Genomic DNA, 11,466 nt, shown 5'->3' on the forward strand with positions numbered 1-11,466 from the left:
TCCGTCTACACTTCCCCCATGCACCCCAGCGCCGCGTATTTTGACTGGTTCCGTTTCCACCGGGCCTAGCGTCGCGCTGTTTCCACCCCTGACCGCCCGGTAGCTGCCCACAAGGCCACCGGGCGGCGCTTTTTTGACCGCCCTCTGACAGACAGGAGAACCGCCTATGACCCCGCTTTCCGAAGTCGACGCGCCCAGCGCCGCAGCCGGCCCCCAGCCGCACACCCCCACCCGGAGCCGCACCGAGAACCTGAACGTGTCCAGTTTCACGCCGCTGCCCACGCCGCGCGAGCTGAAAACCGCGCTGCCGCTGACGCCGGGGGCCGAGCGCACGGTGCTGGCCGGGCGGCAGGCGGCGCAGGCCATTCTGCGCGGCGAGGACCCACGCCTGCTGGTGGTGGTGGGGCCGTGCAGCGTCCACGACTCCGGCGCGGCGCTGGAGTACGCCCGCCGGCTGGCCGCGTTGCGCGAACGGGTGGCGGGAACCCTGGAACTCCAGATGCGCGTGTACGTGGACAAGCCGCGCACGACGGTGGGCTGGCGCGGCTTTTTAATGGACCCCGACATGACCGGGGAAAACGACGTGGGCCGGGGGCTGGCGCTGACCCGCCGCCTGATGCTGGAGGTGGGCGAGCTGGGCCTGCCGGTGGCCACCGAGCTGCTGGACCCCTTCGCGCCGCAGTACCTGTTCGACGCGGTGGCGTGGGCCTGCCTGGGCGCGCGCACCACCGAATCCCAGACCCATCGGGTGATGGCCAGCGCGGTCAGCGCCCCGATGGGCTTCAAGAACGGCACTGGCGGCGGCCTGAAGCTGGCGGTGGACGCGATGGTGGCGGCGGCGCACCCGCACGTCTTCTTCACGGTGGACGACGACGGGCGCGCGTGCATCGTGCAGACGCAGGGCAATCCGGGCGGCCACCTGATCCTGCGCGGCGGCCGGAACGGGCCGAACTACGCGCCGCAGTTCGTGCAGGAGGGCGTGGACCTGATGACGGCGGCAGGCCTGGCCCCGGCCGTGATGGTGGACTGCTCCCACGCCAACAGCGGCAGCGATTTCCGCCGTCAGGGATTGATCTGGCGCGACGTGGTGCAGCAGCGCCTGAGCGGCCAGAGCGCGATTCGCGGCCTGATGCTGGAAAGCAATCTGGAGGCGGGCAAGCAGGGCGTTCCCGCCGATCCCAATGACCTGAAGTACGGAGTCAGCGTCACCGACGCCTGCGTGGGCTGGGCCGAGACCGAGGCGCTGGTGTTGGAGGCAGACGCGGCGCTACGCAGCTAGGAGGATGGCCGGGCTGCAAACGCCGGGGCGGAGGCGTGTGGATAGTCCACGCCTCCGCCCCAGCCTGACCTGTGGGTTACTTCGTCTGGGACAGCCGTTCCAGCACCAGACGGCTGACCGTCTTGAGGGTCTCGAACACGCCCACGCCCTTGTCGGACATGGCCTCGAACAGCTGCAGTTCACTGCGGGGATCGATCACCGCGCGGATCATGCTGGTGGGCAGGGCGTCGGGCAGGTCACGCTTGTTGACCTGCAGGACAATCGGCACGTCGCGCACGTTGATGCCGTGCTCGGCCAGGTTCTCGCGCAGGTTGCGCATGCTCTCGGCGTTGGCGCGCAGGCGGTTGGGGGCGCTGTCGGCCACGAAGACGATACCGTCCACGCCGCGCAGGATCAGCTTGCGGCTGGCGTTGTAGAACACCTGCCCCGGCACGGTGTACAGGTGAAAGCGGGTCTTGAAGCCCTGCACCGAGCCGAGGTCCAGCGGCAGGAAGTCGAAGAACAGGGTGCGCTCGTCCTCGGTGGCCAGACTCACCATCTCGCCGCGCAGGTGGCCGGGCACCTTGGAAAAGACCTGCTTGAGATTGGTGGTCTTGCCGCTCATGCCGGGGCCGTAGTACACGATCTTGCAGTTGATCTCGCGGGCGGCGAAGTTAATGGTGCTCATGCGCTGGTGCCTCCTGTGGGCGGGTTCAGAGGTGGGACGGGGGACGGGTCAGCCGTGAGGCCGGGAGGGGCAGACCGGGGCGGCTTAACCCAGCAGATCGTCGAGCAGGGCCGTGGCCCCGGCGCTAAAGTCCCCGCCCAGCTGAATCTCGGGGATGTCCTTGAGTTCGTCCAGAATGGCGGCCAGCTGCACCACCGTCTTGCGGGCGTAGACCTTGACCTTGCCCAGAGGCACGCTGGCGTCGAAGATCAGGGTCAGCAGGGCCTGGTCCCCCACCGATTCCACGTACAGGGTGCCGTTCTCGCCCTGGTGAATCTGCTCGCTGAAGGTGTGCTCGCCCAGCATGTTCGCCAGCGCGGCGGTGGCGGCGGCGTTGCTGGCCACCAGCGTCGCCACGCTGTCGAGCGCCGGCGGGCGGGGCGCCCACAGCGCCTCCTTGTGCGACAGCACGAAGCCCTTGCGGTCCACCAGCAGACCGTAACGCACGCCCGTCACGTCCAGCAGGTCCTGAATGTGCGCGTCGACGCGGGCGTAGGCGTCCCCGTACAGCGCGAGTGAGGGTTCGATCATGAGACGCAGTATATGAACAGGGGCCAGCACAATAACCTGACGGCGGCGGGCATGAGTGCCGAAAATGCCCCATTGCCTCTGGCCCGGCGACTCATCCGGTGGCGCGGGCAGACGCTAGACTCCGCCGCGTGAAGTTCGGGCAGAACAGAGGCAGGAAGGCAGAGGTACGCACACTGGGCCTGGGCCTGCTGGTGCTGGTTGCCGCAGCCCTGCTGGCCGGGACGGCGGGCGCGCGGCCCACGGCCATCGGCGGCGTCCGGCAGAGCGCCGGGGTGGATTCGAAGCTGCTGGCCGGCACCGAGATGCTGGCGGTGTGGACCCTGCCGCGGCTAGGGGTCTCGGTCCGCAACGATCCGCTGGACCTGCGGCTGCTGCTGGGCAAGCGCGAACTGCGCTACGCGCCGGGCCAGGGCTGGACCGCGCTGGGCTTTGCGCTGGGCGGCCCGCTGCCCGCGCCCGTCACCGAGGGCGGCAGCCTTCACGTGCCGCTGCGGGCGCTGGAGTTGCTGGGGGTCCGGGTGCTGACCGACACGCCGGGCCTGCTGGGCTTTGCCGCGCCGGTCAGCGTGCCGACGGCGACGTTGCTGCCCTCGGACGGCGGCCCCGAACGCCCGGTGATCCGGACACCAGTGGCCGCGCCTCCGCCTGCGCCCGCCGCCCAGCCAGTGCCACCAGCCTCACCCGCGCCCGCTCCGGCCCAGACCCCGCCCCGCATCCAGCCCGTCCCTTCCCTGCCCGCGCCGACACCGCCGCCCCTGGTGCCCACGCTGAGCGTGCCGCGCGTGGCGAACCTGGACACGGTGCGGATCAGCCGGACCCTGTACCGCACGGTAGAGGTCCAGCGGTTGGTGCTGGACCTGAGCGCTCCGGTCTCGCAGACGGTCTCGCAGACGGTCTCGCGCGAGACGGGCGGGCTGGGCGTATTTTTGCCGGGCGTGACGGTGACCGGCAGCCAGCAGACGCTGCCGGGCGGCGACACCCTGACCCTGACCCAGACCAGCAGCGGCGCGGCCCTGCGGCTGACCACCGGGGGCGGGCGCAGCGAGATCTTCACGCTAGACGACCCGTTCCGCGTGGTGATCGACACCACCACCTACACCGATGCCAGCGTGCCGCCGCCCCTCAACCCCGACGATCTGCCGGCCGGAGTCACCTACCGCAGCCGGGGCCGTCTGCACCTGCTCAGCTTCGATCCGGCGCTGTTCCAGCCGCGCGTGGTCAGCGCGCCGCTGGGCCGCTCGCTGGCGGTGGCCGAGTTGGTGAAGTCGGCGGGCGGGGTGGCCGGGGTCAACGGCGGGTATTTCGATCCCCGCAGCAGCCTGCCGGTCGATCTGGTGGCGGTGGGCGGCCTGATGACGGCGGCCAGCCTGGAAAAACGTGCCACGGTGGGCTTCACGGCCGGCGGCGAGGCGCTGTTCGGCTACCCGCGCCCGCGCTACGTGCTGAGCGGGCCGTTCGGCAGCGTCACGGTGAACAGCGTGCGGGCCACGCCCAGCGCCGCGCTGCTGACGGCCTTCGTGGGCGACGGCAAAACAGTGGTGGGCGGCACCGGCCTGACCACGCTGCTGCTGGCTCCGGGCAGCGCCAGCGTCACGCGTGCCCTGACAGGACAAATCACCCCGCCCGCCCGGACGCTGGCCTTTACCTTCGATCCGACGCGCTTTCCGGCGCTGCCACGCGAGGCAGGAGCGCCGCTGACCGTCACCCTGAACTGGCAGGCCACCGACGCGCCCTGGGAGAATGCCGTGGACGCCCTGAGTGCCGGGCCGCTGCTGGTGCAGGGCGGCCGGGTGGCCCTCGACCCGCGCCGCGAGGGCTTCAATACCGCCGCCGGCGTCTGGCGGCCCACCCGGCAGTCCGCGCTGGGCACCGTGAACGGCCAGCCCACCATCGCCTACTTCGAGTACGGCACCCCCGAGGCCTTCGCTGCGGCCCTGGCGGGGGCCGGCGTGCGCGACGCCGTGCGCATGGACAGCGGCAGCAGCGCCACCGCCTACCTGCAGGGCGGCTACGCGGGTCTGGGCGCGTACCTGAACACGGTCTGGAGCCAGCCGGTGCCGAACGCCATCGTGTTTGTCCCACGTGGCGTGGCAGGCCAGAAGTAGAACCTTTTTGTCAATAGCAGAATAAAATACAAGGATCAAGCTCATGACAGAATTTCCCGCCTGGGCTTAGACTGGCCTTCAGGCCGCCATGCGCGGGTCTGGGGGAGGCGGCATGAAGAAGGACCGTTTCATCGTGTTGCGGCAGGACGGCGGGCGTCCGGGCGAGGTCAGGACCGAGGCGGACAGCGCCCTGCCGTCCCGCCTGGACGCAGGGCCCGAGGCGTCGGCCACGCCGGTCATGACGCTGGAGGTGCAGACCCTGGATCACCGCGAACTGCCCGATCTGCTTCAGGACAGGACCGTGCGGGCCGCCGCCCCCAGCATCCCCATGCGCCTGATCCGGCCGGTCAGCAGGTCAGAGGCTGATGCGAGCGCCACCGGACCCACCTGGGGCGTGCAGGCCGTGAGGGCCGACACCAGTCCGCAGAACGGCAAGGGCGTCACGGTGGCTGTGCTGGATACCGGCATCGACCCGGAACACCCGGCGTTTGAGGGCGTGACTCTGGTGCGGCGCGACTTCACGCTGGCCGATGGGGATGCGGACGGCGGCGTGGACGCCCAGGGTCACGGCACCCACTGCGCCGGAACGGTGTTCGGGCGCGAGGTGGCCGGGCAGCGCATCGGGGTGGCCCCCGGCGTGGAGCGGGCGCTGATCGGGCGGGTGCTGGGCGCGGACGGCAGCGGCAGCAGCGAGGGCATCGCGCGGGCGCTGGCCTGGGCGGTGCAGCAGGGCGCGCACGTGGTGAGCATGTCGCTGGGCATGGACTTTCCGGGTTTGGTGGCCGAATTGATCCGGCGCGGCCTGCCCGCTGAACTGGCCACCTCGCAGGCGCTGCTGGACTACCGCGCCAATCTTAACCTGTTCGGCGCGCTGGCCGCCTACGCCCGCAGCTACGGCGGCGACGCCACGCCCACCCTGCTCGTGGCCGCCGCAGGCAACGAGAGCCGCCGCCAGCAGAACCCCGACTGGGAAGTGGGCGTCGCGCCCCCTGCGGCTTCCGACGGCTTCATCTCGGTGGCGGCGGTGGGGCTGGGCGCCCAGAAGACGCCGGATCAGGGCCTGACCGTCGCGCCGTTTTCCAACACTGGGGCCACCCTGAGCGGTCCCGGCGTGGACGTCACCTCGGCCAGGATGGGCGGCGGGCTGGTGGCCTACAGCGGGACCAGCATGGCGACGCCGCATGTCGCCGGGGTGGCCGCACTGTGGTTCCAGGCCCTGATCGACTCGGGTGACCTGACGCGCAACACGGTGGAAACCGCCCTGAAGGGCAGCGCCACCCGCACACCGCTGATCGGGGGGGTGGACCGGCTGGATGTGGGGCTGGGACTGGTGCAGGCTCCACAATAAGCAGGAGAGGAGATTGAGTTCCCCCTCCCCTACGCGCCCACCTTCAGCATGTCCAGCAGGCGCAGATATGCCTGCGCGGTCACCTGCACGTCGCCGTAGCTGCGGTGGCGTCCGCCGGGCGCGAAGTTCAGGCCGAGGCGTTCGGCCAGCACGGTCAGGTTGTGGGCGCGTTCACGGGGAAAGGCGCGGCGCGACAGTTGCACGGTGCAGTATTCCGCCGCCGGTTGCCACACCAGGCCGCAGCGCCGGGCGTTGGCGCGCATGAATCCGCTGTCGAAGCCGATGTTGTGCGCCACCACGGCCGAGTCGCCCACGAACTCCAGAAATTCGGGCAGCACCTCGGGCATGGTGGGGGCGTGGCGGACCATCTCATTGCTGATGCCGTGAATGCGCTCCACGCGCCAGGGAATCAGCAGCGGCTGACCGGATTCGCCCATCGGGCGCACCAGGGTCTCGTATTTCTGCGTTTCCTCAATGCGGCCATTGACCACCCGCACCGCGCCGATTTCCACCACCGCGTCGCGCTCCGGCGAGAGGCCCGTGGTTTCCAGATCGAAGACGACGACGTTCACGCCGCCCAAGGTAGCGCGGCAGGCGTGAGACGACTGGAAGATGCGAGAGGCGCTCCCGCAGCCTGAGCCCCCGTTAGACCGCCGGGCCTTCCATCAACGCCCCCACCGCCTCCTCCTTGCCCTTGGCCTCCACCTCGATCCACGGCACGTCCGCGAAGGCGGCGGGCAGGTGCGTGATCAGGTGGCTGTGGCGGCGGTCCTGCGGTCCCTCGATGCCGTTGGACAGGTGCACCACCTGCCACTCGGGCGGGGTCCAGGTGGCGCGGGCCTTCAAGACCCACTCGCGCACGGCGGGGTGGTCCTGATCGGGCAGCCGGTCGTGGATGACGTGGTGGTGCCCGTCGTAGACCATCGGGGTGCCGGTGGCCTCGCAGACGGGCAGCAGGTCGGCGGGACCGTAGGCGCGTTCGTCGTTTTCCAGCCCCAGGCGCAGGCGGGCAGCGTCGGGCAGGTCGGGAATCACCGCCGTCAGTTCGGCGGCGCGGCCCCCCTTGCCGCCGTGCAGCAGCAACAGGTTCCAGGGACTGCGTTCCAATCCCAGACCGTCCATCACGCGGGCGTGCGAGGTCAGGGCGTGAACGCTGCGGACCCGCACGTCCGGGGTGTCGCTGTTCAGAACGATGAACTGCTCGGGATGCATCAGCACGCGGATGCCGTGGTCCACGAACGCCTGTCCCGCCTCCCGGAGCGGGGCCGCCAGCGAGGTCAGCACCGCCTCCCCGGTGTCGTCGCCAATCAGGTCCAGCATGGGAAACAGGCTGGAACTCATGCGGTAGAGCCGGATGCCACGCGCCGCGCAGAAGTCGGCGGCCCCGCGCAGTCTGGAAATATTGTCGGTGTACAGGTCCAGCAGCTTGGCCTCGCGCTCGGCGGGCGACAGCGCCCGGTAGCGGCTAAGGGTGACGGTGCGGAAGCGGACCTCCGGCCCCACGGTCAGGCACACCAGCCCGTAGGCGGGCGTGGGCGCTTCGCTCACTGGGCCGCCTTCGCCGCCGCCCGGCAGCGGTCCGAGCAGTATTTGACGCTGTCCCAGTCGCGCTCCCACTTCTTGCGCCACGAGAAGGGCAGGCCACACACCGGGCAGATCTTGCTGGGGCGCTCGGAGGGTTTGCGGCCCCCGCCGAACGCCCGCTTCTCGGCCTTAGCGGGCATGGGGCAGCCCCAGCGCGGCCAGCGCCAGCCGCGTCAGATCAGCCGGCGAGTCCTGCGGCGTGACGTGCAGGGTCATCACGTCGGCCTCGTCGCGGTCCGGCGGCTCCAGGGTGTCCAGCTGCGAGGGCAGCAGATCGGCGTGGGCGTAATGGTCACCGCGCTCCTGAAGGCGGGCCAGCAGCAGGCGCGGCGGCACGTCCAGAAAGATGAAGCGCGTGTCCAGCACCCGCAGCACGTCGCGGTAGCTGCGGCGCAGCGAGGAACACGCCAGGATGACCTGTGGGTGGGCCAGCAGTTCGGCCCGCAGGCGGAGCAGCCAGGGCTGGCGGTCCCCGTCGCTGAGGCCCAGCCCGGCGGCCATCTTGGCCCTGGCCTCCGGCGTGTGGAAGTCGTCGCCGTCCAGAAACGGCCAGCCGGTCTTCGCGGCCAGATCCTCGCCCAGCGTGGTCTTGCCGCTGCCGGACACCCCCATCAGAATCAGTCTCATCTCCGCCGTTCCCGTGCCATGACCCGCAGTCTGGCGCAACAGGCCGCGCCGCAGACGAGAGCGGGGCGCACCATCTCTTTAGATGCGCCTCTTCAGGTGCGCTCTGTCGAGGTGCCCCACTCAGGCCAGCGCCCGGCTGGCGTGCCGGATGCGAATGGCGAACACGGCGGCGATCAGGTACTTCGCCAGGATGTCCGCAAAGATGATCTGCGCGATCTCGCCGCCGGCCATCAGGCCCCAGAAGGCCAGCAGATTGAACAGCACCGAGTCCAGCGGCACGCTGACCGCGTTGGAGGCCAGCACCCGCGTCCACCAGCTGCGGTGGATCAGGCGCTGGTACACGGCGGTGTCGGCCAGTTCGCCGGCCAGAATCGCCAGGAACGACGCACCGATAAAGCGCCATTCGGTGCCGGTCAGCAGGGCGGCCAGCGTGTTGATCAGCAGGGCGCAGGCAATCGCAATGTACACGGCCTTCAGGCCGCCGGCGCGGTGAATGCGGTCACGCAGGGTGAACACGGCGGCAAAGAAGATGGTGCCGACGCTGAGCAGGCCGTACACCGGCAGCGGAATGAACTTGTTGAGGGTGATGTTGGCGGCCAGGATGCTCAGCGCGTACAGCGCGATCAGCAGCAGCGGCAACGGTGTGGTGCCAGACGGGGCAGGGCGTCCCCGGACGGTGAACTGGTTCATGGGTCTAACCTCCGGCCTGGGCGACTGTAGAGGTCACGGGCCGCCCGCCAGGGTAGCAGACGCGCGGCTCTGAAAGAGGGCCGTGATAGACGGCGCGGCACACTGCCCCGGTGCGCGCCCGCCTGCCCCTGCTGCTCCTGCTGCTCGCCGCTGCCCCGGCGCAGGCGGCCTCCACCCCTCCTGGTTACGTGCTGTCCGGCATGCCGCTGATCCGCCAGAGCTACAACGCCTGCGGCCCCGCCAGCCTGACCCAGGTGCTGCGCTACTACGGCGTGAACGCGGACATGGCGACGGTCAGCAGTTTCACCCGCCCGTCGGAAACGTCGTACATGACGGCGCAGGCGATTGTGGATTTCGCGCCCAGGGTGGGCATGGAGGCGCGGCTGTACGCGGGCGGCTCGCTGAACACCGTGCGGGCCGCGATCAAGAACGGCGTGCCGGTCATTGCCCTGCAAACCTACGTCAGCCCGCGCGGGCAGGCGATTCCGCACTGGCGCGTGGTGGTGGGCTACAACGACGCCGCCCGCCAGACCTACCTGATGGATCCGTTGCTGGGCTACGTGGCGATGGGCTACGACGACTTCTCGCGCGTGTGGGCCGACCACCACGGCCAGTTCGCCCTGCTGTACCCACCCCGGCTGTCGGCCACGGTGAAACGGGTGATCGGCTAGCCCAACAGTTGAGCGACGGTCTGCTCGAGACTCAGGCCGGAGGTGTCCAGCACCCGCCACCCCGCCGCGCGGTACTCGGCGGGCGGCATGGCCGGATGAAGGGCCGCGATCATCGGCACCAGACTTTGCGTGTCGAAGGCCTTGCCGGTGCGGGCCGCGTTGCGTGCCTGCGTGACCTCCAGCGTGGGGCACAAGAAGACCGGGCGGACGTCCAGTCCGGCCCAGTGAACGCGCATCGCCTCCAGATCGGCGGACCACAGCACGTCGTCCACGGCCACCGCGAAGCCTGCCTCCGCGTACAGCCGGGCATGAAAAGCGGCGGCGCGGCGGGCCAGCTCAAACTGCCGGACAGCCTCGGGCGGGTGATTGAGGCTGGGCGGCACCAGACCCGACACCACGAATTCGCGCAGATCGTCCACCGGCAGGTGCAGGCCGCGCGGGTAGTGCTGTAACAGGGCGTGGGCCACGCTGGACTTGCCCACCCCCGGACTGCCCGACAGCACCCAGACGGGGCCGCTCACCGCTGCGCCCCGTCCTGCAGTTCCTCAGGCACCGCGCCCCCCACGCCCCGGTACGCGGCGCTGGTCATCCAGTAACGTTCCAGCCAGCGCTTGAGCAGCGTGGCGGTGGGAATGGCGATGATCGCGCCCACCGGCCCCGCCAGCGCCAGCCCGACGAGCAGCGCGATCAGGATCGCCGCCGGGCTGAGGCTGACCACCCGGCCCATGATCAGCGGCCCCAGCACGTTGCCCTGCAACTGGTTGATAACGAAGAACAGCGCCGCCACCAGCCCGATGGTCAGCCCACCCTGCGGAATCGCCTGCAACATGGCGGCCACGGCGGCCAGCACGATCCCGATGTACGGCACCAGACTCAGCAGGCCGCTCAGGGCGCCCAGGGCCAACGCGTTCGGCACGTTCAGGGCCAGCAGGCCCAGCGTGGACAGCACCGCGCCGGTCAGCATCAGCAGCAGCTGACCGCGCAGGAAGCCGCCGAAGCTCTGGCTCACGTCCTCCGCGAGCCGCAGCACGGTGGGCTGCGACTGGCGCGGAAACACGCGCAGCAGACTGTGGCCCACCCGCTCGTAGTCCAGCATGAAGTACGCCGCCAGCGTCACGATAAAGCCCAGCTGCCCCAGCCAGCCCACCAGATTGGACAGCGTGTTCAGCACGTTGGGGCCCGAGTTCAGCAGCCGTTCCAGCAGCGGCCCGGCGTTCTCGGTGATGTTGTTGGTCTGCTCGTCGATGTAGGTGCTGACGCTGGCTTTCAGGCCCTGCACGCCCTGAATGCTGTCCAGCCTGTCCAGCACGTTGAACAGCGCAATCTTGAGGTTGATGGCGATCACCGGAATCCCGGAGATCAGGCCGGCGATCTGCTGGCTGAGGGTCATGATCAGCAGCGTGGTCAGGCCCAGCAGCAGCAGCAGCAGCAGCAGCACCCCCACCATGCGCCCCACCCGGCGGCGCTCCAGCCACTCCAGAATGGGGTTGACCAGAAAGGCCAGGCCGTAGGCGGTCAGCACCGTCAGCAGCACGCTGGCCAGCAGCTGGCTGCCCCACAGCAGGGCGCGCACGGCCAGCACAGTCAGCACCGCGTAGAAGATCAGGCGCACCACGGGCATGGCCCACAGCCGACGGATCAGGTCACGCACGTCGCGCGCCGCCCGCCAGTCACCCGCCGGCGGACGCGGCGCGGGAGAAGGCGGCAGGGTCATGTTCCCTATCCTGCCACTTCGGCGGGCCAAAAGAAGCGCCCCCGCGGCTCAGGGCGGGGACGTGAAGAAATCAGAGGGGTCAGGACTGCTCAGGCTAGAGCATTTGTCCGAATTGCTGCATCAGAAAAAAGACTTCTGATGCCTCCATTCTCTCCTGCGGAGCTGAATCAGTCCCAACTGCTCGTTGAAATTCACTCACTCTCTGCGAGCT

13 protein-coding genes are annotated in these 11,466 nt (G+C 69.7%); 4 read left to right on the top strand and 9 right to left on the bottom strand.

Annotated features, from left to right (window positions below; translation table 11 throughout):
• The first annotated feature begins 166 nt into the window (after nucleotides 1–166).
• On the top strand, nucleotides 167–1,279 hold the full coding sequence (locus FHR04_RS14375) for a 3-deoxy-7-phosphoheptulonate synthase (RefSeq protein ID WP_139404031.1): 1,113 nt from the start codon (nucleotides 167–169) through the stop codon (nucleotides 1,277–1,279).
• A 76-nt stretch (nucleotides 1,280–1,355) separates the two neighbouring features.
• On the opposite strand, the gene mglA is transcribed toward FHR04_RS14375, so the two are convergent.
• Together mglA and mglB are read right to left on the bottom strand one after the other, a co-directional pair.
• The gene (gene mglA / locus FHR04_RS14380; RefSeq protein WP_039682263.1) at nucleotides 1,356–1,946 is read right to left on the bottom strand and encodes a GTPase MglA; all 591 of its coding nucleotides are present in this window, start codon (nucleotides 1,944–1,946) and stop codon (nucleotides 1,356–1,358) included.
• A gap of 84 nt (nucleotides 1,947–2,030) precedes the next feature.
• Nucleotides 2,031–2,516, bottom strand: coding sequence for a GTPase-activating protein MglB (gene mglB / locus FHR04_RS14385; protein WP_039682261.1), 486 nt, complete (start codon nucleotides 2,514–2,516; stop codon nucleotides 2,031–2,033).
• A 128-nt stretch (nucleotides 2,517–2,644) separates the two neighbouring features.
• On the opposite strand from mglB, the gene FHR04_RS14390 reads away from it, so the two are divergent.
• Together FHR04_RS14390 and FHR04_RS14395 are read left to right on the top strand one after the other, a co-directional pair.
• Nucleotides 2,645–4,621: a phosphodiester glycosidase family protein gene (locus FHR04_RS14390; RefSeq protein ID WP_311734717.1), complete on the top strand. Its 1,977-nt coding sequence runs from the start codon at nucleotides 2,645–2,647 to the stop codon at nucleotides 4,619–4,621.
• Between the two features lie 112 nt (nucleotides 4,622–4,733).
• Complete coding sequence (locus tag FHR04_RS14395) at nucleotides 4,734–5,969, top strand: S8 family peptidase (protein WP_170213966.1); 1,236 nt, start codon at nucleotides 4,734–4,736, stop codon at nucleotides 5,967–5,969.
• A 29-nt stretch (nucleotides 5,970–5,998) separates the two neighbouring features.
• On the opposite strand, the gene FHR04_RS14400 is transcribed toward FHR04_RS14395, so the two are convergent.
• From FHR04_RS14400 to FHR04_RS14420, 5 genes are all read right to left on the bottom strand, one after another.
• On the bottom strand, nucleotides 5,999–6,541 hold the full coding sequence (locus tag FHR04_RS14400) for a 3'-5' exonuclease (RefSeq protein WP_139404033.1): 543 nt from the start codon (nucleotides 6,539–6,541) through the stop codon (nucleotides 5,999–6,001).
• A gap of 73 nt (nucleotides 6,542–6,614) precedes the next feature.
• On the bottom strand, nucleotides 6,615–7,517 hold the full coding sequence (gene uvsE / locus FHR04_RS14405; RefSeq protein ID WP_375782580.1) for a UV DNA damage repair endonuclease UvsE: 903 nt from the start codon (nucleotides 7,515–7,517) through the stop codon (nucleotides 6,615–6,617).
• On the bottom strand, nucleotides 7,514–7,693 hold the full coding sequence (locus FHR04_RS14410; protein WP_139404035.1) for a DUF2256 domain-containing protein: 180 nt from the start codon (nucleotides 7,691–7,693) through the stop codon (nucleotides 7,514–7,516). The genes uvsE and FHR04_RS14410 overlap by 4 nt, the downstream gene beginning before the upstream one ends.
• On the bottom strand, nucleotides 7,683–8,180 hold the full coding sequence (locus FHR04_RS14415; RefSeq protein WP_039682251.1) for a gluconokinase: 498 nt from the start codon (nucleotides 8,178–8,180) through the stop codon (nucleotides 7,683–7,685). The genes FHR04_RS14410 and FHR04_RS14415 overlap by 11 nt, the downstream gene beginning before the upstream one ends.
• 120 nt (nucleotides 8,181–8,300) lie before the next feature.
• On the bottom strand, nucleotides 8,301–8,870 hold the full coding sequence (locus FHR04_RS14420) for a VUT family protein (protein WP_052195219.1): 570 nt from the start codon (nucleotides 8,868–8,870) through the stop codon (nucleotides 8,301–8,303).
• A gap of 110 nt (nucleotides 8,871–8,980) precedes the next feature.
• Between FHR04_RS14420 and FHR04_RS14425 the strand changes: the two genes are divergently transcribed.
• A complete protein-coding gene (locus FHR04_RS14425; protein ID WP_249039142.1) occupies nucleotides 8,981–9,541 on the top strand; it encodes a C39 family peptidase in 561 nt (186 codons plus the stop codon).
• Here the strand turns inward: FHR04_RS14425 and FHR04_RS14430 are convergent.
• Both FHR04_RS14430 and FHR04_RS14435 read right to left on the bottom strand, forming a co-directional pair.
• Nucleotides 9,538–10,062: an AAA family ATPase gene (locus tag FHR04_RS14430; RefSeq protein WP_039682249.1), complete on the bottom strand. Its 525-nt coding sequence runs from the start codon at nucleotides 10,060–10,062 to the stop codon at nucleotides 9,538–9,540. The genes FHR04_RS14425 and FHR04_RS14430 overlap by 4 nt on opposite strands.
• Entirely contained in the window at nucleotides 10,059–11,255 is a 1,197-nt protein-coding gene (locus tag FHR04_RS14435; protein WP_139404036.1) for an AI-2E family transporter, read from the bottom strand. Before FHR04_RS14435 ends, FHR04_RS14430 begins: the two co-directional genes overlap by 4 nt.
• Nucleotides 11,256–11,466: the final 211 nt, after the last annotated feature.

The organism is Deinococcus radiopugnans ATCC 19172 (genome assembly GCF_006335125.1).
GTDB lineage: Bacteria > Deinococcota > Deinococci > Deinococcales > Deinococcaceae > Deinococcus > Deinococcus radiopugnans.

Excerpts from the sequence above, each read along its gene's own strand:
- FHR04_RS14375 (WP_139404031.1), top strand. The coding sequence starts at position 167 with ATGACCCCGCTTTCCGAAGTCGACGCGCCCAGCGCCGCAGCCGGCCCC.
- mglA (WP_039682263.1), bottom strand. The coding sequence starts at position 1,946 with ATGAGCACCATTAACTTCGCCGCCCGCGAGATCAACTGCAAGATCGTG.
- mglB (WP_039682261.1), bottom strand. The coding sequence starts at position 2,516 with ATGATCGAACCCTCACTCGCGCTGTACGGGGACGCCTACGCCCGCGTC.
- FHR04_RS14395 (WP_170213966.1), top strand. The coding sequence starts at position 4,734 with ATGAAGAAGGACCGTTTCATCGTGTTGCGGCAGGACGGCGGGCGTCCG.
- FHR04_RS14410 (WP_139404035.1), bottom strand. The coding sequence starts at position 7,693 with ATGCCCGCTAAGGCCGAGAAGCGGGCGTTCGGCGGGGGCCGCAAACCC.
- FHR04_RS14415 (WP_039682251.1), bottom strand. The coding sequence starts at position 8,180 with ATGAGACTGATTCTGATGGGGGTGTCCGGCAGCGGCAAGACCACGCTG.
- FHR04_RS14420 (WP_052195219.1), bottom strand. The coding sequence starts at position 8,870 with ATGAACCAGTTCACCGTCCGGGGACGCCCTGCCCCGTCTGGCACCACA.
- FHR04_RS14435 (WP_139404036.1), bottom strand. The coding sequence starts at position 11,255 with ATGACCCTGCCGCCTTCTCCCGCGCCGCGTCCGCCGGCGGGTGACTGG.